Genomic DNA, 19640 nt, shown 5'->3' with positions numbered 1-19640 from the left:
CTCAGCCCCGCATGCCGGCGTTGGGCCGAGCCGCCGCCAGGAGGCCGCGCAGCGTCGCGTCCAGCTCGTCGAGGTCCTCGCTCGGCACGGCGGGGGCGCCGTGCTGCCAGCCCTCGGCCACCGACAGGCGCTTGCCGGAGGTCAGGAACACCCGGCCGGTCACGCCGTCGGAGCGGCGCGACGCGAGCCACTCGACCACCGCGGCGGGGAAGCCGGGGGAGCGGGCCGGGTCGCCGGGGTCGCCGCCGAGCGCGGCGGTCATCCGGGTCGCGGCCCCCGGCGAGACGCAGTTCGCGGTGACGCCGTAGCGGCCCAGTTCGAGGGACGCGACGATCGTCATGGCGGCGACGCCGGCCTTGGCGGCCGAGTAGTTGGCCTGGCCCGCGTTGCCGAAGAGGCCGGAGACGGAGGTCGTGTTGATCAGGCGGCCGACGCGCCCGGGGTGCTCGCCGTGGCGCGCGCGCCAGTGGTTCGCGGCGTGGTGGGTGGTGGCGAAGGCGCCCTTGAGGTGCACCTGGATCACCGAGTCCCACTCGGCCTCCGTCATGCGGGCGATCGTCCGGTCGCGCAGCACCCCGGCGTTGTTGACCAGGATGTCGAGGTCGCCGAAGGCGTCGACGGCCAGCCCGACGAGCCGCCCGGCGCCCTCCCAGGACGAGACGTCGTGGCCGCTGGCGACGGCCCGTCCGCCGGCCGCGCGGATCCCGGCGACCACCTCGTCGGCGGGCGTCGTGCCGTCGGCCGCGCCGTCGAGGCCGACGCCCAGGTCGTTCACGACGACGGCGGCGCCCGCGCGGGCGAGGCGGCGGGCGTACTCGGCGCCGAGGCCGCGGCCGGCGCCGGTCACGACGGCGACCCGGCCGGAGCAGGATCCGTCGGTGGAGAGCGGAGTGGTCATCGGGGCGCGGTCCTCTCGCCGCCGTGCCGGGACGCGGCACCTGCGGAGTCGTGGGCGGTCACCGGCCTGCGGGGGCCGGGGAGGCCGTCCCGCCGGGCGGGACGCTCATGGCCGCACTCTGTCGGCCCGCGGCGACCGGTGGCAAAGACCTGATCCCGGTCGCCGCGATCGCCGGGGCCTATGGGTCCTTCGCGGCGCGGCCGGGTGCCGGTACCACCGGGTGCCTGTACCAGCGGGTGCCTGTACTACCGTGCGGCCGTGGACCTGCGGCTGCTCCGTTTCTTCGTGGCGATCATCGACCACGGCGGCGTCACCCGCGCCGCGGAGGCGCTGTACGTCGCGCAGCCGTCGGTCTCGCAGGCGCTGCGCACGCTCGAGCAGCGTCTCGGGGTCGCCCTGTTCGAGCGCGTCGGGCGGGGCCTCCGGCTCACCGACGCCGGCCGCGAACTCGAGGTCCGGGCCCGGTCCGTCCTCGCCGAGGTCGAGGAGGCGCGGGACCGGGTCGGCCGGGTGGCGCGGCTCGACGCCGGACGCCTCACCGTCGCGGCGGCCTCCACCCTGGCGATCCATCCGCTCGGCCCCTGGGTCGGGCGCCTGCTGGACGCCCATCCAGGCCTGCGGGTGCATGTCTCCGAGCCCGGACCGGTCCCGGCCGTGCTGGCCGAGGTCGCGGAGGGCGCGGCCGAGATCGGGCTGGTCGAGCTCCCGGTCCACAAGGCCGCCCTCGAGACCGTCGAGCTGGCGCGGGAGGAGCTGGTCATCGCGGCGGGCCCCGGCCTGGCCGCGGGGCTTCCGGACCCGTTGCCGCGCGCGCACGTTGCGGGCCTGCCGTCGGGCGCGCTCGCGCGGGCGCCCGGCGGCCGGACGGCCAGCGAGCGGACCATGGCCGAGATCCTCGGGGAGCCGCGGTTGCGCAGCGCCGGCTGCTGTGGGAGCTCGTGGGCCAGGACGTCCTGGTCACCTTCGTGTCGCGCGCCGTCGCCGAGCGGCTCCTCCCGGACGCGGAGCTCAGGTCCCTGGATCCGCCGGTGTTCCGCCGGGTCGGGCTGGTCCGCCGCCCGGAGCGGGCGACCCCGGCGGCCCGGGCGCTGCTGGAGATCGCGTTGCCGCCGCGTACGCGGCGGCCACGAGAAGGCGCGCCACCGGCGACGTCGTCCGGGGATCCCACGCCAGGCCGACCGTGAGGCCGGCGACCCCGCGCAGCGGGGTCAGGCGTGCTCCGCGCCGTGCCGCCTCCGCCGCCCGCCGTGAACCGAGCAAGGTCGCCGCGATGCCCTCCAGCATCCACGCGGTGCGGGTCTCCTCCTGCCCGACGACCGCCCGCCGGACGAGGTGCGGCCCGCTCTCCTCGATCACCGCCTCCATGCTGACGGACAGGGTGGGACGCGGCGGCATCAGGACGAGCGGCACGTCGTGCAGCTCGCCGACGCCGATCGGCGGCTCATGGCCGGCGGCCGGTCCCTCCCCGGAATCCGGGGGGTGGGCGACGTAGACGTCGTACGCGCCGAGCGGCAGCGTCGCGAGCCGGTCGCCGGCGCGTCCGGCGTCGAGCGGGAGGCGCGTCGCGACGACCTCCGCCGTCCCGGAGGCGAGCACGTCGACGGCCTCCTGCTCCGAGCCGAGCTCGTGGACGCGCACGGCCGTCTCGGGGTTCGACCGGAGGAACGCCGCGAGGACCTCGGACAGCGGGCCGTTGAGCGCCGGCGGCAGGACCGCGATGTCGAGCCTCGGCGCGCAGCGGCGCGGCTCGGCCGAGACCGCGGCCTCGGCCTGCCGGGTCTCGCGCAGGATCCTGCGCGCCGGACCGAGCAGGCCGTGCCCGGCCGAGGTCAGCGTCATGCCGCGCCCGGTCCGGTGGAACAGGACGGCGCCGAGCTCCTTCTCCAGCGCGTGCACCGCCTGGGAGACGGTCGACTGGGTCACGTCGAGCGCCGTCCCCGCGCCGCTGATGCTCCGCGCCTCGGCGACCGCGACGAAGTAGCGGAGCTGCTGCAGCTCGATGGCCGACCCCCCGTCCGCTCTTACAATCCCAGCGCTTTGCCGATGATGACGCGCTGGACCTCGTTGGTGCCACCGTAGATCCGGGAGACGCGCGAGTCGGTGTACATCCGGGCGATCTCGTACTCCCGCATGAACCCGTACCCGCCGTGCAGCTGCAGGCACCGGTCGATCACCCGGTTCTGCGTCTCGGTGCAGTAGACCTTGACCGTGGACGCCTCGGCGGCGGTGAGCTCGCCGGCCTCGTGCGCCCGCATGGCCTGGTCGAGCAGGGCGCGCCCGGCGGTCACCTCCACGTGGCAGGAGGCGAGCTCGAACTTCGTGTTCTGGAAGGACGACACGGGCCGCCCGAACGCCGTGCGGTCCTTGACGTAGGCGACCGTGATCCGCAGCGCCTTCTCGGCCGAGACCTGGGAGCCGAGGGCGATGCCGAGCCGCTCCTGCACGAGGTTGTGCGCGAGGTAGCGGAAGGCCCGCCCCTCCTCGCCGAGGAGGTCGCCCGCCGGGACGGCGACGTCGTCGAAGAACAGCTCGGCCGTGTCGGTGGCCTTGAGCCCGATCTTCTCCAGGTTCCGCCCCCGGCCGAAGCCCTCGCTGTTGGCGTCGACGACGAGGAGGGAGAGGCCCACCCTCCGGTCGGTGTGCTCGCTGGTGCGCGCCACCACGACCACCAGGTCGGCGTTGATGCCGCCGGTGATGAACGTCTTGCCGCCGGACAGCATCCAGTGGCCGCCGTCGAGCCGCGCCGCCGTGCGGATGCCCGCGAGGTCGGAGCCGGTGCCCGGCTCGGTCATCGCGATGGCGCCCATCCGCCGTCCCGCGACCATGTCGGGCAGCCAGCGCCGCTTCTGCTCCTCGGTCCCCTGGCGGAGGATGTAGGGGATGACGAGGTTCATGTGCGTCGCCGCGCCGCCGAGCGAGACGCCCGCCCTGCTGCACTCCTCCGACCACACCGACGAGTAGAGGAAGCCGTCCTCGCCGCCTCCGCCGTACTCCTCGGGCACGCGGAGGCCGAGCATGCCGAGGTCCCCCAGCTTCTGGTAGACCTCGTGCGGGACGCAGCCGTCCGACTCCCAGCCGGGGAAGTGGGGGACGACCTCCTTCTCGAGGAAGGCCCGCACCGACCGCCGGAAGTCCTCGTGCTCCTCGCGGTAGATCGACGCCTGCATCGCATGTCTCCTTGGTTGCTCGGGGCCGGGGTCAGCCGCGCCAGCGGCCGGTGAAGGCGGGACGCTCGCCCCGGGCGAACGCCTCCCGGGCGGTGGGGGAGTCGGTCCCCATGTTGACCGCCTGGGCGACGTTCTCGGCCGCGACGGCCTCCCGGAACGACCGCTCGTGGGAGTGGTTGAGCAGTTCCTTGTCGAGCCGTACGGCGACGGGCGGGGCCGCGGCGAGGCGCAGCGCCAGGTCGGCGGTGAACGGGTCGGCCTCGCCGGGCGGGACGAGCCAGGTCACCAGGCCGAGCCGGTGGGCCTCCCGGGCGTCGAGCGTCTCGGCCAGGTAGGCGAGCCGCTTGGCCGTCTGCAGGCCGACGACCCGGGGCAGCAGCCACGACGATCCGGTGTCGAGCGAGAGCCCGCGGCGCGCGAACGCGGTCCCGAACCGGGACCGGGTCGTGGCCACGACGAGGTCGGCCGCCAGCGCCAGGCTCAGGCCGGCGCCCACGGCGGGACCGTCGACCTTCGCCACGACGGGGAGCGGCAGCTCCTGCAGCGCGACCAGCGGTGCGGTGACGTGGCCGAGGCGGTCCAGGGGATGGAGGTCGGTGCGCCGCCCCGCCGAGGTGTCGGCGCCCGCGCAGAAGTGGCCGCCAGCTCCGGTGAGGACCAGCACGCGCGCCTCGGACCGGCCGACCGCCCCCAGGTGGTCGGCGAGGACGGCCCAGCCGTCCCTGTCCATCGCGTTGCGGACGGCCGGGCGGTCGATCGTGATGGTGGCCACGGAACCCTCGAAGGCGAGTCGGACCTCGTCGCCGGGACTGCTCTCCTGCTTCACAGGGTCATTCAAGGGGGCCGTGGCGTCCGCCGACCAAGACCTGCCGCCGAACCCAGGGGTGTCACTGCGCCTATGCGAGCACCGCTTCGCCTATGCGAGCATCGCTCCGATCCGGTCGATCTGGGGCAGCGCGTCCTCGAAGAGCAGTGACAGGTAGACGCCGTCGACGTGCGCCGAGAGCTCCTCCAGCCGGGCCCGGCAGGCGTCCGCGCGTCCCACGACGGCGAAGCGGTCGAGCAGGTAGTCCTCGATGTCGGGCCGGTCGGCGAACATCGCCGCGTTCGAGGTCGCACCGGAGCGGCCGTGCGAGCCGTAGTCGTAGGACGCATAGCGCTCGGCCAGGACGCCGGCGTACTCCGGGGGCACGTTCTTGCCCTCGAAGGTCGACGCGAAGGCGAAGTGCGACGCGCTCACCGCGCGCGGGACGAGGCGGCGCCGCAGGTCGCGGACCTCGGCGCCGTCCCGTCCGATGGCGATCCGCACCGATGCCCAGACCTCCAGGGGCGCGGCGGCGCCGCGGGCGGCCTGCGCGCGCCCGCGGATCGTGCGGAGCGCGACGGGGTCCGCGCCGACGCCGGCGATGACGCCGTCGGCCACGCGCCCGGCGACGCGCGCGGTCGCGGGACCGCTGGCCGCGACCAGCAGGAAGGGGTCGACGCCCGCCGCCCGCGCGGCGTCCGCCACCGAGCGCCCGAAGCTCTCGAGGTCGGCCAGGGACGCGGGCCGGAGGCCGAAGGTGCGCACGGCCGAGTCGCCTCGGCCGAACCCCAGGCGGAACCGGCCGGGGTGGGCGGCGGCCAGGGCGCGCACGGCGCCGGCGTGCACCGACCAGTGCCGGGTCACGGGGTTGGTCACGCTGGTGCTCACGACCAGCGAGGACGTCGCGCCGAGCGCGTCGGTGCAGGCGGAGTAGAGCTCTCCGTAGTTGGGGGAGTCGCCGATCCCGATGCCCCACAGGCCGGCCGCCTCGCACCGGGCGGCCACCTCCCGGGTCAGGTCGGGGGAAAGCGGGAGCCAGTTGGCGCACAGGCGCATGGGCGTTCCTCTCCGTCGGGGGTGTGACCCTTGACAGGGCACCGAAACAGACAGATGATTCATACCAGGGAAATTCAATTTCACTCAATAGAATCAGTCGAGTCGTGACGATGCTGAGAGGGGCCCGATGACTGAGGCCGTGCGCTCCGAGTTGCCCCCGGCGGGCGACGTTGCGCCGATCGCTGACAAGATCCGCGTCGAAGGGGTGTCGTACCGGTATCGGCGTCGCGGCCGCGCGGACGTCGCCGCCCTGGACGACGTCCACCTGACCGTCGGGCGCGGCGAGTTCCTCTCGGTCGCCGGGCCGTCGGGGTGCGGGAAGTCGACGCTGCTGCGGGTGCTGGCCGGTCTGCAGAAGCCCACGGACGGAGTCGTCCGGATCCACCACGAGCGCCGGGACAGGCCGCTCGTCGCCCCGGTGTTCCAGGAGTACTCGATCTTCCCCTGGCGCACGGTCGAGGCGAACGTGCGGCTGGGGCTCGACGCCGCCGGCGTGGACCGCGCCGAGGCGCGCCGCCGCTCGCAGGAGTGGATCGAGCGGGTCGGCCTCGCCGGGTTCGAGAAGGTCCTTCCGGGCAACCTGTCCGGCGGCATGAAGCAGCGCGTCGCGCTGGCGCGCGCGTTCGTCGTCGAGCCGGAGATCCTGCTGATGGACGAGCCCTTCGCCGCGCTCGACGCGCAGCTGCGCAAAGTGCTCCAGGAGGAGCTCCTCGCCATCGTCCGCGAGCACAACCACACGGTCTTCTTCGTCACCCACAACCTCGACGAGGCGATCCTCCTCTCCGACCGGATCGCCCTGATGTCGGCCCGTCCGGGGCGCGTACGCCGCGTCGTCGACGTCCCGTTCGCGCGCCCGCGGTCGGCGGAGCTGAGGAAGGACCCGGAGTTCGGGCGGCTCGAGGAGGACCTCTGGGCCGACCTCAAGGGCGACGTCGAGACGATGGAGGAGGCCGTCCGATGACCGTGCAGGTGGACCGGGGCGTCTCCCGGAACGAGGGCGGCTGGGTCGAGCGCCGCCCCGACCCCAAGCAGCGGTCGGCGGCGTCCCAGGCGAGGCGCGACGGCGTCCTGCGCCTCGTGCTCGGCCTCGTGATCCCCATCGGCGTGCTCGTCGCCTGGGAGGTCTCGGCCCGGTCGGGCTGGATCGACGCCCGCTTCTTCAGCCAGCCGAGCGCGGTGGCGACGAAGGCGCAGGAGGACCTGCGGAGCGGGCTGCTCTGGTCCGAGCTCAGGATCACCATCGTCCGGCTGCTGGTCGGCTACGTCGTCGGATCGCTGGCCGGAGTGCTCATCGGCCTCCTGATGAGCCAGGTGAAGGTGCTGCGCTGGATGCTCGAACCCGTCATCCGCGCGCTCTACGTCATTCCGAAGCTCGCGCTGCTGCCGCTGTTCCTGCTCCTCTTCGGGCTCGGCGAGATGCCGAAGCTCGTCTTCATCTCCCTCGGCACCTTCTACATCGTCGCCTTCACGACCCTGTCGGCCGCGATGATGATCCCCACCGCGTTCCACGAGGTCGCGCGGTCCTACGGGCTGTCGCCCGGCCGGCGGTTCCGCTGGGTGATCGTCCCGGCGATCACGCCGCAGATCGTCTCCAGCCTCAAACTCGCCTCCGGCATCTCCATGCTGCTGGTCATCGCCGTCGAGTTCGTCAACGCCCACGAGGGGCTCGGCTACTACACCTGGCACGCCTGGCAGGTCTTCGTCCCCGACCGGATGTACGTCGGCGTCGTGACCATCTCGATCGTCGGCGTCCTGTTCAGCGGACTGGTCGGCTCTCTCGGCTCCCGCATGACGCGCTGGGCGGACAGCGAATACGCCCAGAGCCGCTGACCCGCGCCACCGGCGCGGCACCCAACCCATCCACCACGCGGGACCGGCCGGCGCTCGGCGACGAGCGCCGGGACGGCCCTGCGCTCCCGCAGACGGGAAAGCAGCACAGCGCATGACCACAACATTCGAGCCGCGGGCCACCGATCCGGGCCCCGCCGCCCCGCCGACCGACGTGTCCGAACTGCGCGAGATCGCCCGCCAGGTCGCGGAGAAGCGCTACGCGCCCCATGCCGAGCGGTGGGACCGCGACCGGACCGCCATCACCCATGACGAACGGCGCTACCTGGGGTCCCTCGGATGGCTGGGCATCGCCCTCCCCGAGGAGTACGGAGGCGCCGGAGGCACGTTCGCCGAGGCCCTGGCCGTGGTCGAGGAGCTGGCGAAGGTATGGCCGCCCGCGGCCTTCCAGGTCTTCGAGGCCAACGTCGGGCCGGCGCAGCACCTGGTGCGGCTCGGCACCGAGGACCAGCGGCGGCGGTTCCTGCCCGGGGTGATCAGCGGCGACAACGCGATCGCCATCGGCATCTCCGAGCCGGACGCCGGATCGGCCGCCACCGACATGGTCACCCGCGCGGAGATCAAGGGCGACACCGTCGTGGTGCGCGGCCTGAAGCGCTGGATCTCCAACGGCGGGGACGCCGACCGCTACCTCGTCTACTGCCGGATGGACGACGTCCCGGGCGCCAAGGGCATCGGGGCCGTGATCGTCGAGGCCGACCGCGAGGGCGTCTCGTTCGGGGCCCGTGAGCGCCTGATGGGCTTCCGGGGCCTGCCGTCCGCGGACGTGATCCTCGACGACGTGGAGGTCCCGGTCGAGAACATCGTCGCCCGGCCGCCCGACGGCTTCCGCGACCTCTTCTCGATGTTCTCCATCGAACGGCTGGGCAACACCACGATGAGCCTCGCCCTGGGGCAGGCCGCCCTGGACAAGACCATCGCCTACGTCCGGGAGCGCGAGCAGTTCGGCCGGCCCATCGCGGAGTTCCAGGCGGTCCAGGTCACCCTCGCGGACATGCTCCTGGAGGTCGAGTCGGTGCGCCTGCTCCGCGACCGCGCGGTGGCCGGGCTGGACGCCGGCGCCCCGAGCACCCTGCACGTCTCGCTCGCCAAGTGCGCCGCCAACGAGATGGCCAAGCGGGTCACCGACATGGCGATGATGCTGCACGGCGCGAACGGCTATTCCGAGGAGTACGGCCTGGAGCGGATGCACAGGGACGCGCACGGCTGGGCGCTCGCCGGCGGCACCCCCAACATCCAGCGCACCCGCATCGCCTCCGAACTGCTCGGGCGCTCCTTCGACCAGCGTCCGGCGCGCGGGGCCGCCGCCGGCCGGCGGGAGGCGTGAACCATGGCCGAACTCCGCAGGGTCGTCATCGTCGACGGGTGCCGCACCCCGATGGGCAAGGGCAGGCCGGGGGGCGCGCTGAGCGGCCTCCACCCCGTCGAGCTCCTCGCCCAGACCCTCACCCACCTCGTCTCGCGGACGTCCATCGACCCGGGCATCGTCGGTGACGTCATCGTCGGCTGCGTCAGCCAGGCCGGGGAGCAGTCCGCGACGCCCGGCCGGATGGCCTGGCTCTCCGCCGGGTTCCCCGTCCACGTCCCGTCCACGACCGTCGAGCGCAAGTGCGGCTCCGGGCAGCAGGCGATCGAGTTCGCCGCCCAGGGCATCGCGACGGGCATGCACGACGTCGTCATCGCCGCGGGCGTCGAGTCGATGAGCCGCGTCCCGATGGGGACCGCCCGGATCGAGCAGGACCCCTGGGGCCCCGGCGTCGCCGAGCGCTTCCGCCTGGTCCCGCAGGGCGTCGCGGCCGAGCGGGTCGCCGAGACGTGGGGCATCACCCGCGAGGAGCAGGACCGGCTCTCGGCGGCCTCCCACCAGCGGGCGCGGGCCACCGCCGAGTCCGGCGGCTTCGACGGCGAGATCGTCCCGGTCACCCTTCCCGGCGGCGCGAAGGTGACCGCCGACGAGACCATCCGCCCGACCACCACGGTCGAGGCCCTCGCCGGGCTCAAGGCCGTCTTCGAGTCCGACGACTACGCCGACCTCCTGCCGGGCCGCACCTGGTCGGTCACCGCCGGGAACAGCTCCCAGCTCACCGACGGGTCGGCGGCCGTGCTGCTGATGAGCGAGGAGAAGGCCGAGCGGCTCGGCCTCACCCCGCGGGCGCGGATCACCGGCTCGTCCGTCGTCGGCGACGACCCCGAGATGATGCTGACCGGCCCCATCCCGGCGACCCGGCGGGTCCTGGAGCGCACCGGCCTCGGGCTGGACGACTTCGACGCCTTCGAGGTCAACGAGGCGTTCGCCTCCGTCCCGCTCGCCTGGGCCAAGGAGTTCGGAGCCGACCCCGCCCGGCTGAACCCGCGCGGCGGTGCGATCGCGCTCGGCCATCCGCTCGGCGCGAGCGGATGCCGCATCTTCGTCACCCTTCTCAACCACCTGGAGCAGACCCGCGGCGCCCGCGGCCTCCAGACCATGTGCGAGGCCGGCGGCCTCGCGAACGCGACCGTCCTCGAGCGGATCGCCTGACGGTGCGCGCCACCGACGACACGAAGGGCACAACGAATGGACATCCGGGGCAAGGCGGCACTCGTCACCGGAGCGGCGTCCGGCCTGGGCCGGGCGACCGCGAAGCAGCTGGTCACCGCGGGAGCGCACGTCGTCCTCCTCGACCTGGAGGGCAGTGACGGCGAGCTCGTCGCCAAGGACCTCGGCGCGGACGCCGAGGGGCGGGTGCGGTTCGCCGCGGCCGACGTGACCGACTCCGACCAGGTGGACGCGGCGGTGCGGGCGGCCACCGAACTCGGTGAGCTCCGCGCGCTCGTGCACTGCGCGGGCCGGGGCGGGCCCGTCCGGGTCGTCGAGAAGGACGGCGCGCCGGGCTCCATGGAGCGGTTCCAGGAAGTGGTCCAGACCAACCTGATCGGGACCTTCAACGTGCTGCGCCACGCTGCCGCGGCGATGGTCGCCCTCGGCGACCTGCCCGACGGCGAGCGCGGCGTGTGCGTGCTCACCGCCTCGGTCGCCGCCTGGGAGGGGCAGATCGGGCAGCTGCCGTACGCCGCCTCGAAAGCGGGCGTGGTCGGCATGACCCTCGTCGCCGCCCGCGACCTGGCCCGCAACCACGTCCGCGTCAACACGATCGCACCGGGCCTGTTCGACACCCCGATCCTCTCCCGCGTGCCGGAGGAGGTCCGGGACCGCCTGGCCGCCTCGATCCCGCACCCGGCCCGCCTGGGCGACGCCGCGGAGTTCGCCTCCCTGGCCGCCCACATCATCGCCAACCCCATGCTCAACGGCGAGACGATCCGGCTCGACGGGGCCATCCGGATGGCCCCCCGATGACGCCGGCCGAGTCCTCGCCCGCTCCCTCTGAAAGGCAACCCTCCATGAGCGTCGACGCCACGACACCCGCAGCCGACCTCCCGACAGGGGACGGCCTGTCAGCGCAGGAGCCGATGTTCGACGCCGCCCGCGACGTCTGGGACCCGGCGACGCTCGACCCGGAGCCGACCTACGACGGGATGTGGGCGGAGCTCACGCCGCGTCAGCGCGAGATCCGGGAACTGGCCCGCGAGGTGGCCGTCCGCGAGCTCCGCCCCATGGCCGGCCACTGGGACGAGACCGAGGAGTTCCCGCGCAAGACGTTCGAGGCCGTCCTGGAGACCGGGCTGGTCGGGCTCACGATCCCGGAGCAGTACGGCGGCCGGGGCGAGACCCTCCTCGAGGGGTGCATCGTGGTCGAGGAGCTGGCGCGCGCCTGCCTGAGCACCGCGATGTCGGTCCAGCCGTTCCTGAACGGCCCGTGGCGCGCCATCAACGTGCTCGGCACCGAGGAGATGAAGAACCGGCTGCTGCCCGGCGTGGCGGACGGCACGAACCACTTCGCGATCGCCATGAGCGAGCCGGGCGCCGGCAGCGCCGGCACCGACCTCCGGGCCACCCTGACCCCGGACGGCGACGGGTTCCTGCTGAGCGGCACCAAGTGCTGGATCACCGGCGGCCACGTCGCCGACACCATCATCGTGTTCGCCCGCCTGGCCGGGACCGCCGGCCCCTACGGCATCGGCGCCGTGGTGCTCACCGGGCGGCCCGACGGGATGGGCGAGTTCCACGTCGACCCGAAGATGGGGATCCGGGGCGTCGCCGAGTGCCTGGTGCACTTCGACAACGTGCGCATCGGCCCGGAGGACGTCCTCGTCATGCCCGAGGAGCGCTCCAAGAGGGGCACCGGCATCCTCGTCAACCAGTTCAACCCCGAGCGCTGCGGCAACGCCGCCATGTGCACGGGTCTCGGGCAGGCCGCCCTCGACGCGAGCGTCGGCCACCTCAACGCCCGCCGCCAGTTCGGCCGCCCGCTCGCGGACTTCCAGGGACTCCAGTGGAAGACGGCCGACATGGCGCTGGACGTGCACGTCTCGCGGATGCTGGTGTGGCGGGCCGCGCGCAGCGGGTCCGGGGGGTTCCCGGACCAGACGGAGACCCTCATGGCCAAGCTCCACAGCAGCGAGATGGTGCAGCGGGTCACCAACACGGCCATCGGCGTCCACGGCGCACGCGGCTACTCGCGCCGCTGGCCGGTGGAGCGCTACTTCCGCGACGGGCGCGGCCTCGCGATGGGCGGCGGGACGCCCGAGGTGATGCGCAACGTGCTCGGCGCCCAGGTGCTCGGCGTCAGCGGCAGCCAGCGGAGGAAGTGACGTGCCCCTGCGACCCCAGCTGGACCGCGCGGTCTACGGCGCCGAGCACCGCGACTTCGGCGACATGGTCGCCGCCTTCCTGCGTTCGGACGTGGCGCCCCGCGTCGCCGAGTTCGAGGCCGCGGGGATGGTGGCCCGGGACGTCTACCGGGCCGCCGGAAGGCTCGGCCTGGCCGGCCTGCAGATCCCGGAGGAGTACGGCGGCGGCGGCCAGGACGGCTTCCTGTTCAACTGCGTCGTGACCGAGCAGGTCGCCTACGAGCGGGTGACCCTCGGCTCCCTGCGCGTCCACACCGACGTGGTCACGCCGTACGTGCTGTCCCTCGCGACCGAGGAGCAGAAGCGCCGCTGGCTCCCGGGGATGGCGAGCGGCGAGCTGATGACGTCGATCGCCATGACCGAGCCGGCCGCGGGTTCCGACCTGGCCGGCATGCGCACGACGCTGCGCCGCGACGGGTCCGACTGGATCCTCAACGGCGCGAAGACCTTCATCACCGGCGGCGCGCAGTCGGACCTGGTCCTGGTGGTCGCCCGGTCGTCGTCGTCCGCGGACGACCGCCGTGCCGGGCTGACCATCGTCGTGGTGGAGGCGGGGCAGCCGGGCTTCACCCGCGGCGCCGGGCTCGACAAGCTCGGCCTCAGGGCGCAGGACACGACCGAGCTCTTCTTCGACGACGTGCGGGTGCCCGCGGCCAACGTGCTCGGCGAGGAGGGGCGGGCGTTCGGCCACCTGTCGTCCCACCTGGCCCAGGAGCGGCTGTCCATCGCGGTCAACTCGCAGGCCCAGGCCGTGGCGGCGCTGGACCTGACCTGCGACTACGTCCGCGACCGGGAGGTGTTCGGCCGGCCGCTCGGCGGGTTCCAGAACACGAAGTTCGTCCTCGCCGAGCAGGCGACCCAGATCGCGGCGGGCCAGGCGCTGCTCGACCAGGCCATGGCCCGGCACGAGCGCCGCGAGCTCGCCCCGGCGGCGGCGGCGCAGGTCAAGCTGTTCTGCACCGAGCTCCACGGCCGTGTGGCCGACGCCTGCCTCCAGATGCACGGCGGCTACGGCTACGTCTGGGAGCAGGACATCTGCCGGATGTACGCCGACGCGCGGGTCGCCCGCATCTACGGCGGGACCAGCGAGGTGATGAAGGGCATCATCGCCCGGACGCTCCAGCTGACCTGACTCGAAGAACGGCCCCATGGGAAGGCCCCTGCCGCGCGGTCCGAGGACGGCTCGGCAGGGGCTTCGCCCGCGGCCCGGTCAGACCTCCCGGAGGACGGCCGGCCGGCCGAGGCGGGTGCTCATGGCGTCCGCCTCCCGCAGCACGCCCTCGGCGACCTGGTCGCTGATCTCCTCGGCGCGCGCGGTCGGGATGGACACGCCGAGGGCGCCGACGACGTCCCCGGTGGCGTCGAAGACGGGCGCGGCGCACCCCCACAGGTCGGGCCAGCGCACCCCGGGGCCGGCCGCGTAGCCGCGCCGCCGGATCTCGGCCAGCATGGCCTCGACCTGCCCGGGGTCGCGGGGGTCGCCGCTCGCGGCCTGCTCGGCGAGGGCCCGCTCGACGGACGGCCCGTCGAGCTGCGCCAGCACGGCCTGGCCGGTGGTGACCGCGAGGAGCCGGTAGCGCTGGCCGAGGCGCACGTGCGCCCGGACCGGCTTGATCGGCTCCGAGTGGGCCGCGTAGGTCACCGCGCCCTGCTCGTAGACGGCGTAGACCGCGGTCTCGTCCAGATCGGCGGTCAGCCGGTCGGTGTGCTCACGGGAGATGGCTAAGAGGCCGACCGAGGTGTTGACGGCGCAGCCGAGCCGCCAGACGAGCATCGTCCCGCGCCAGGTGCGGTCGGCCTGCTGCACGACGTAGCCCTCGTCCGCCATCAGGCGCAGGATCCGCAGCAGCGTCGGCGGCGCCAGCTCGGTGCGCTCGCTGAGCACCTTGAGGGTCTGCGGCCCGTGGTCGCAGACCGCCTCCAGCACCCGCAGCGTCCGTGTGATCGAACCCTCGGCCACCGCTCGGCCTCCTGAATCTCCGGGACAGTTCCACTGGAGCCTACCAAGGTTTTACTCAGTCGAATTGAATTGCAGGTCAGGCGGTGAGCGCGGCCGCGACCTGCGCGCGGTGGTGGCCGGACGCGCCCAGCAGCAGGGCCCCGACGGTGCAGCGCTTGAAGTAGTGGTGGAGGTCGTGCTCCCAGGTGAAGCCGATGCCGCCGTGCAGCTGGAGGGCGCCGGCGGCGACCTCCTCGGCCGCCTCCGTCGTCCAGGCCATCGCGGTCGCGGCGACGAGGGCCCGGTCGGCCGCGCCGGTCTCGAGGGCGTCGGCCAGTTCGAGCACCATCGAGCGCATGGACTCGACCTGGATCAGCATGTTCGCGCACCGGTGCTTGACGGCCTGCCGGGCGGCGATCGGCAGCCCGAACTGGACGCGCCGGCCGGCGTACTCGACGGTGGCGTCGAGCAGCCAGGCCGCCAGGCCCAGCAGCGTCGCGCCGTGCAGGGCCAGCGCGAGCAGTCGCGCCTCGCCGATCGCGGCGGCCAGCGCGTCGCCGCCGGCCGGCAGCACGGAGGCGGGGGAGGCCCGGCAGACCACCCGGGCGAGCGGCTGGGTGGCGTCGAGGTTCTCCAGCGGCTCGACGGCGGTGTCGCTCGTCCGGACCAGCGCGAGCCGGCGCCCCTCCGGCGTCCGCACGGCCGCCACGACGACGTCGGCGATGTCGGCGTCCGGCACGAACGGAAGGATGCCGTGGACCACGCCGTCGCGCATCTCGAGCGCGGGGGCGGACCAGGTGCCGTCCCCGGCCAGCAGCCCGTACGTGGCCAGGCCGGCGACCTCGCCGCCGCCCGCCGCGACGAGGGCGCCCGCGACCGAGGCGCTCAGGAACGGCAGGGGGGCGGCGGCCCGGCCCAGGGCCTCGGCGACCAGGCACGCGGTGACCACGTCACCCGTTTCGCCCGGCTCCAGGAGGCCGTTGGCCACCAGCTCGGACCAGAGCGCCGCGTCGAACCTCCGGGGCCCCGGCTCCCGGCGCATCCCCTCCAGCGGGTCGCGCTTGCGCAGCAGCGCGCCGACGCTCCCGGCGAAGTCCGTCTGCTCGGTGGACGTCGGCCTCATGCGTTCCCTCCCTGGGAGCCGGTGAACTCGCGCCAGGTGACGCTCTTGCTCGGGTCCGCTCCGCGCGGCATGCCGAGGGCGCGCTCGGCGATCTGGTCGCGGAGCACTTCCGAGGTGCCGCCGGCGATGGTCTTCGGCTGCACGCGCAGGAAGGCCCATGCGTCGTACGAGCGGGCGCGGTCGCCGGGTGTGTGGGCGACCGCGCCGAGGCCGCCGCCGCCGAGGACGCCGCGCTGGAGGCGCTTGGTGTGCTCGGCCTGCAAGACCTTGTTGTACGGCGTGCCGTTCGCCACCGGAGGCAGTCCCGCCGAACGGTGGAGGGCGTTGCGCCGGTTGTTCAGCGCGATCGCCTGGGACTCGACGTACAGCCGCACGATCGCGTCCGCCTCGACGGGACCGGCCCCCGGCAGTCGTTCGGCGACGAGTTCGTCGACGGTGCGGCCGACGACGGAGCCGGGGGTGGCGGCGCCCGCCCCCGAGCCGGCCACGCGTTCGAGCTGCAGCACGGTGCGCACGACCTCCCAGCCCTGGCCGGGCTCGCCGAGGCGGTACCGGTCGGGCACCGCGACGTTGTCGAGGGCGACCTCGAAGAACTCCGCGTCACCGGTCATCTGGAGGATCGGCCGGACCTGGACGCCGGGCGCCGAGAGGTCCACGAGGAAGCAGGTCAGGCCGGCGTGCTTGGGCACGTCGGCGTCGGTGCGCGCGACCGCGAGGCCCCGGCCGGCCCGGTCGGCGCGGCTGGTCCAGATCTTGCGGCCCGTGAGGCGCCACCGGTCGCCGTCGCGGCGGGCGCGGGTCCGGACGGAGGCCAGGTCGGAACCGGCCTCAGGCTCGCTGAAGAGCTGGCACCAGAGCACCTCGTTGCGGGCGATCGGGGGGAGCAGCTCGGCGGCGACGTCGTCGCTCGCGAAGGCGAGGATCGCGGGCCCCACCCAGCCGGTGCCGATGGCGCTCTCCACCGTGCCGACCCGCCAGCGGGCGAGGGTGCGGCGGACGTCGACCGCCTCGTCGGGGGGCAGCGCCCGCCCGCCGAGGCGCGTCGGCCACTCCGGGACGAGCCAGCCGTCGGCCGCGACGGTGCGGACGAGGCCGGCGGTCAGGGCGGGGTCGAGGCCGGCGAGGTGGTCGGCCAGGCCGTCGCGGTCGCCGCCGTCGACCAGCTCGGTCCAGCGCGCGGGCAGCACCCGCCGCAGCAGCTCATCGAGCCGCAGCGCGGCGCTCATCGCACGACCCTGGCGTCGAGGGCGACGATCCGGCCGCCGACGACCCCGAGCGGGTTGCACTCGACGAGCGCGGCGCCGGTGCGGCCGGCGAGGCCGGCGAGGGCGAACGCCGCCGCGGCGAGGCCCGCCGCCAGGCCGTCGTACCGTCCCGGCACGCGGTCGAACAGCTCCGCCGCGAGCCGCCGGGCGAAGTGCTCGGCTCCGAGGGCCGCCGGCATGGCGACCGTGCGGTCCAGCAGCTCGACGTGGGCGCCGCCGAGGCCCGCCGAGACGACCAGCCCCCACTGGGGGTCGCGCCGGACGCCCGCGAACAGCTCCATCGACGCGCGGAGCTGCCGCGCCACGATGAGCGGGACGCCGCTCGCGAGGAGTTCGGCGGCGGCCTCGCGGGCGGTGTCCGCGGTGACGTCGAGCCGGACCCCGCCGGCGCGCGCCTTGTGGACGCCGGCCGCCACGTCGGACTTGAGGACGACCGGCCAGCCGAGTTCCCCGCCCCGGGCCAGCACCTCGGCGACCGTGGTCGCGGCGCCCCAGCCGGCCGTCTCCACACCGGCGCCGGCGACGAGCCGGAGGCTGTCGGAGGCGGTCGGGTCGGAGCCGAGGGAGCCGGGGCCGGCGGCGACCGTCCGGAAGGCGGCGCCGGCGCTCGACCTCGGCGGCGCGCAGGCCGCGAGGACCCGGCACGCCGAGTCGAGGTCGGGGAGGACGACCTCGCCGGCCTCGATGCGCGGTCTGACGCCGGCCGGTTCCCGGTCGAGCGTGGCGACGACCGTGGGCGGCGCGGCGCCGGCGTGCGCGCCCGCGGCGGCGGCCTGGTTCTCCCGGCCGATCACGACGACGAGATCGACCTCGCCGCTCTCGCGCAGCGTCGTGCAGACCTTCTCGAGCGTCGTGTCGTCGCCGATCGCCTGCGCCGTCACGTCGACGGGGTTGCGCGGAGACGCGATGTCCGGCAGGTGCGCCATCAGGCGCTCCCTGAGGCCGGCGCTGAGGACGGGGACGTCCAGGCCGGCGCCGCTGAGCAGGTCGGCGGCGACGACGCCGGCTCCGCCGGAGCCCGTCACGATGCCGGCGCGGCGCCCGGCCGCGCGGCCCAGCAGGGAGAGGCCCAGCCCGGCGAGCACGAGTTCGCGGTCGGAGCCGACGAGCGCGGCGCCGTACGCCTCGAACAGCTCGCGGGTCACCGCGGTGTCCGCGCTCACCGCCGCGGTGTGGGAGGCGGCCGCGGTGGAGCCGGCCTCGGAGAGGCCGCCGAGCAGGCACACGACGGGCACGCCGCGGCGCCTCGCGTCGTCCAGCAGGGCGTGCAGCGCGCCCGCGTCGCGGATCCCCTCCAGGTAGAGCATCAGGACCCGGGGCCCGGCCGCGGCGAGGACGCCGCGGGCCAGGGTGCAGGCGTCCAGGTGGACCTCGTTGCCGCTGCCGATGAAGCCGTCGAGGTGGAAGCCGTACCGGGCGGCCGCCGTGACGACGCGGGCGCCGAAGGCGCCGCTCTGGGAGACGAGGAAGGCGCCGCTCCCGTGCCGGCAGTCGACGAGGCTGTCGAAGGCCTGGGCGAAGGTCAGCACCGCGCGGTCGGGCGCGTGGTAGAGCCCGACGGTGTTCGGGCCGAGGACGACGGTGCCCCGGTTCGTGGTCAGCGGGCCGCCGCCGGTCTCCTCGAAGCCCGAGGCGAACACGACCGCGAACGCGGCACGCCCGTCGATCCGGTCGAGGACCTCCTGGACGGCCGCGGCCGGCACGCACAGCAGCGCGACGTCCACGTCCCGGTCGAGGCCGTTCCGCGGGTCGGGCGTCAGCACCTCGCCGCCGAACCGCGCCTCGCGCAGGTGCCGCAGGGTGCGGGCGCCGAGGCCGGTCTCCCGCGACGTGCCGCCGATGACGGCGACCGTGGCGGGGGAGAGCAGGGGGCGCAGGTCGGGGACCCGCATACCGGACGGGTCGGTCACGGCCGGCGTCATCGGAGCTCGGCCGGGACGCGGGTGTGCTTGGTGGTGCCCCACTCGGGCGCGCGCCTCTCCTTGAAGGCCGCGATGCCGCGCAGGGTCTCGCCGCAGGTGCGGATCCACGTCAGGACGCGGCGCTCGCGGTTGTAGGCCGCGACCCGGTCGGTCGACTCCAGGAACTCGTACATGAGCCGCTTGGTCGCGGTCATCGACACCGGCGCGCAGTGCTCGGCCATGTCGGTCGCGATCTCGACGGCGACCTTGAGCACGTCCTCGGGTGCGGCGAGGCGGGTCGCCAGGCCGCGGCGCTCGAACTCGGCGCCGTCGATCGTGCGGCCGGTCAGCAGCAGGTCCATCGCGACGCCGAAGCCCGCCAGCCGGGGGAGGAGCCAGGTCGAGCCGCGGTCGGGCATGATGCCGACCCGGTTGAACGAGAAGGCCAGGCGGGCCGAGTCGGCCACGACGCGGATGTCGGCCTGCATCGCCCAGGTGAGGCTCACGCCGATGGCGTCGCCGTTGATGGCCGCGATGATCGGCGTGCTCAGGTTCCAGGGCGCCTTCTCCGGCTCGGTCAGGGTCTCGACGCCGTGGGTCTTCTCGTCGCGCCAGTTCATGTCGAGGTCCGCGCCGACGCCGAAGTGCTTCCCGCGCCCGCTCACCACGACCACCGACACCTCGGGGTCGGCGTCGAAGGCGACCAGCGCCTCCTGGAGCTGGAGGGCCATCAGCGGGGTGTAGGAGTTGCGGCGGTCCGGGCGGTCCAGGAAGACCAGGCCGACGCGGCCCTGCCGCTCGACGGTGACGTGGCGTTCGGTCATGGGTGCTCCGGTGTTCTGCGAGCGCGTGGCGCCGTACGGGTGTCTCGCGTCCCACTCTCGTGCCGCGGGAGGCATCTGCGCAAAGA

General features: G+C 74.4%; 17 protein-coding genes and 1 pseudogene. 8 read left to right on the top strand and 10 right to left on the bottom strand.

Translation table 11 applies throughout. The features are described 5' to 3' along the window. Position 1: 1 nt before the first annotated feature. Complete coding sequence (locus tag ACA511_RS14770) at positions 2 to 898, bottom strand: SDR family NAD(P)-dependent oxidoreductase (RefSeq protein WP_375024859.1); 897 nt, start codon at positions 896 to 898, stop codon at positions 2 to 4. A gap of 180 nt (positions 899 to 1078) precedes the next feature. Here ACA511_RS14770 and ACA511_RS14765 point away from each other — a divergent pair. Further along, positions 1079 to 1744, top strand: a pseudogene (locus ACA511_RS14765) (LysR family transcriptional regulator); the annotation flags it as partial. A gap of 162 nt (positions 1745 to 1906) precedes the next feature. Here the strand turns inward: ACA511_RS14765 and ACA511_RS14760 are convergent. The 4 genes from ACA511_RS14760 to ACA511_RS14745 form a co-directional block, all read right to left on the bottom strand. Continuing rightward, positions 1907 to 2893 carry a LysR family transcriptional regulator gene (locus tag ACA511_RS14760; protein ID WP_375025588.1) on the bottom strand — a complete coding sequence of 329 codons (987 nt, stop codon included), beginning with the start codon at positions 2891 to 2893 and terminating at the stop codon, positions 1907 to 1909. A 26-nt stretch (positions 2894 to 2919) separates the two neighbouring features. Continuing rightward, positions 2920 to 4065: an acyl-CoA dehydrogenase family protein gene (locus ACA511_RS14755; protein ID WP_375024858.1), complete on the bottom strand. Its 1146-nt coding sequence runs from the start codon at positions 4063 to 4065 to the stop codon at positions 2920 to 2922. Between the two features lie 31 nt (positions 4066 to 4096). Continuing rightward, positions 4097 to 4891 carry an enoyl-CoA hydratase/isomerase family protein gene (locus ACA511_RS14750; protein WP_375024857.1) on the bottom strand — a complete coding sequence of 265 codons (795 nt, stop codon included), beginning with the start codon at positions 4889 to 4891 and terminating at the stop codon, positions 4097 to 4099. A 90-nt stretch (positions 4892 to 4981) separates the two neighbouring features. After that, the gene (locus ACA511_RS14745) at positions 4982 to 5926 is read right to left on the bottom strand and encodes an LLM class flavin-dependent oxidoreductase (protein ID WP_375024856.1); all 945 of its coding nucleotides are present in this window, start codon (positions 5924 to 5926) and stop codon (positions 4982 to 4984) included. Positions 5927 to 6053: 127 nt separating this feature from the next. On the opposite strand from ACA511_RS14745, the gene ACA511_RS14740 reads away from it, so the two are divergent. The 7 genes from ACA511_RS14740 to ACA511_RS14710 all read left to right on the top strand — a co-directional run bounded on the left by ACA511_RS14740 (position 6054) and on the right by ACA511_RS14710 (position 13634). Then, a complete protein-coding gene (locus ACA511_RS14740; RefSeq protein WP_375024855.1) occupies positions 6054 to 6887 on the top strand; it encodes an ABC transporter ATP-binding protein in 834 nt (277 codons plus the stop codon). Further along, entirely contained in the window at positions 6884 to 7756 is an 873-nt protein-coding gene (locus ACA511_RS14735) for an ABC transporter permease (protein ID WP_375024854.1), read from the top strand. The genes ACA511_RS14740 and ACA511_RS14735 overlap by 4 nt, the downstream gene beginning before the upstream one ends. Before the next feature lie 112 nt (positions 7757 to 7868). After that, positions 7869 to 9101 (top strand): acyl-CoA dehydrogenase family protein, encoded by a 1233-nt coding sequence (locus ACA511_RS14730; protein ID WP_375024853.1) that lies wholly within the window; start codon positions 7869 to 7871, stop codon positions 9099 to 9101. Between the two features lie 3 nt (positions 9102 to 9104). Next, positions 9105 to 10292 (top strand): thiolase family protein, encoded by a 1188-nt coding sequence (locus tag ACA511_RS14725; RefSeq protein ID WP_375024852.1) that lies wholly within the window; start codon positions 9105 to 9107, stop codon positions 10290 to 10292. A 36-nt stretch (positions 10293 to 10328) separates the two neighbouring features. Continuing rightward, positions 10329 to 11108 carry an SDR family NAD(P)-dependent oxidoreductase gene (locus tag ACA511_RS14720; RefSeq protein WP_375024851.1) on the top strand — a complete coding sequence of 260 codons (780 nt, stop codon included), beginning with the start codon at positions 10329 to 10331 and terminating at the stop codon, positions 11106 to 11108. 44 nt (positions 11109 to 11152) lie between these two features. Beyond that, on the top strand, positions 11153 to 12463 hold the full coding sequence (locus tag ACA511_RS14715) for an acyl-CoA dehydrogenase family protein (protein WP_375024850.1): 1311 nt from the start codon (positions 11153 to 11155) through the stop codon (positions 12461 to 12463). A gap of 1 nt (position 12464) precedes the next feature. Continuing rightward, positions 12465 to 13634 (top strand): acyl-CoA dehydrogenase family protein, encoded by a 1170-nt coding sequence (locus tag ACA511_RS14710; protein WP_375024849.1) that lies wholly within the window; start codon positions 12465 to 12467, stop codon positions 13632 to 13634. A 78-nt stretch (positions 13635 to 13712) separates the two neighbouring features. On the opposite strand, the gene ACA511_RS14705 is transcribed toward ACA511_RS14710, so the two are convergent. The 5 genes from ACA511_RS14705 to ACA511_RS14685 all read right to left on the bottom strand — a co-directional run bounded on the left by ACA511_RS14705 (position 13713) and on the right by ACA511_RS14685 (position 19554). Then, positions 13713 to 14462 carry an IclR family transcriptional regulator gene (locus ACA511_RS14705; RefSeq protein ID WP_375024848.1) on the bottom strand — a complete coding sequence of 250 codons (750 nt, stop codon included), beginning with the start codon at positions 14460 to 14462 and terminating at the stop codon, positions 13713 to 13715. A gap of 76 nt (positions 14463 to 14538) precedes the next feature. Further along, a complete protein-coding gene (locus tag ACA511_RS14700) occupies positions 14539 to 15564 on the bottom strand; it encodes an acyl-CoA dehydrogenase family protein (RefSeq protein ID WP_375024847.1) in 1026 nt (341 codons plus the stop codon). After that, a complete protein-coding gene (locus ACA511_RS14695; RefSeq protein ID WP_375024846.1) occupies positions 15561 to 16790 on the bottom strand; it encodes an acyl-CoA dehydrogenase family protein in 1230 nt (409 codons plus the stop codon). Before ACA511_RS14695 ends, ACA511_RS14700 begins: the two co-directional genes overlap by 4 nt. Continuing rightward, complete coding sequence (locus ACA511_RS14690) at positions 16787 to 18751, bottom strand: acetate--CoA ligase family protein (protein ID WP_375024845.1); 1965 nt, start codon at positions 18749 to 18751, stop codon at positions 16787 to 16789. Before ACA511_RS14690 ends, ACA511_RS14695 begins: the two co-directional genes overlap by 4 nt. Further along, complete coding sequence (locus ACA511_RS14685) at positions 18748 to 19554, bottom strand: enoyl-CoA hydratase/isomerase family protein (RefSeq protein WP_375024844.1); 807 nt, start codon at positions 19552 to 19554, stop codon at positions 18748 to 18750. Before ACA511_RS14685 ends, ACA511_RS14690 begins: the two co-directional genes overlap by 4 nt. Positions 19555 to 19640 lie beyond the last annotated feature (86 nt).

The sequence above is a fragment of the Actinomadura sp. GTD37 genome, assembly GCF_041951365.1.
Lineage (GTDB): Bacteria > Actinomycetota > Actinomycetes > Streptosporangiales > Streptosporangiaceae > Spirillospora.
This window is presented reverse-complemented; position numbering and strand designations above follow the sequence as displayed.

What these genes read in the sequence shown, in the direction of transcription:
- ACA511_RS14770 (WP_375024859.1), bottom strand. Translation starts at nt 898, where the DNA reads ATGACCACTCCGCTCTCCACCGACGGATCCTGCTCCGGCCGGGTCGCC.
- ACA511_RS14755 (WP_375024858.1), bottom strand. Translation starts at nt 4,065, where the DNA reads ATGCAGGCGTCGATCTACCGCGAGGAGCACGAGGACTTCCGGCGGTCG.
- ACA511_RS14745 (WP_375024856.1), bottom strand. Translation starts at nt 5,926, where the DNA reads ATGCGCCTGTGCGCCAACTGGCTCCCGCTTTCCCCCGACCTGACCCGG.
- ACA511_RS14740 (WP_375024855.1), top strand. Translation starts at nt 6,054, where the DNA reads ATGACTGAGGCCGTGCGCTCCGAGTTGCCCCCGGCGGGCGACGTTGCG.
- ACA511_RS14735 (WP_375024854.1), top strand. Translation starts at nt 6,884, where the DNA reads ATGACCGTGCAGGTGGACCGGGGCGTCTCCCGGAACGAGGGCGGCTGG.
- ACA511_RS14730 (WP_375024853.1), top strand. Translation starts at nt 7,869, where the DNA reads ATGACCACAACATTCGAGCCGCGGGCCACCGATCCGGGCCCCGCCGCC.
- ACA511_RS14725 (WP_375024852.1), top strand. Translation starts at nt 9,105, where the DNA reads ATGGCCGAACTCCGCAGGGTCGTCATCGTCGACGGGTGCCGCACCCCG.
- ACA511_RS14720 (WP_375024851.1), top strand. Translation starts at nt 10,329, where the DNA reads ATGGACATCCGGGGCAAGGCGGCACTCGTCACCGGAGCGGCGTCCGGC.
- ACA511_RS14715 (WP_375024850.1), top strand. Translation starts at nt 11,153, where the DNA reads ATGAGCGTCGACGCCACGACACCCGCAGCCGACCTCCCGACAGGGGAC.
- ACA511_RS14700 (WP_375024847.1), bottom strand. Translation starts at nt 15,564, where the DNA reads ATGAGGCCGACGTCCACCGAGCAGACGGACTTCGCCGGGAGCGTCGGC.
- ACA511_RS14695 (WP_375024846.1), bottom strand. Translation starts at nt 16,790, where the DNA reads ATGAGCGCCGCGCTGCGGCTCGATGAGCTGCTGCGGCGGGTGCTGCCC.
- ACA511_RS14690 (WP_375024845.1), bottom strand. Translation starts at nt 18,751, where the DNA reads ATGACGCCGGCCGTGACCGACCCGTCCGGTATGCGGGTCCCCGACCTG.
- ACA511_RS14685 (WP_375024844.1), bottom strand. Translation starts at nt 19,554, where the DNA reads ATGACCGAACGCCACGTCACCGTCGAGCGGCAGGGCCGCGTCGGCCTG.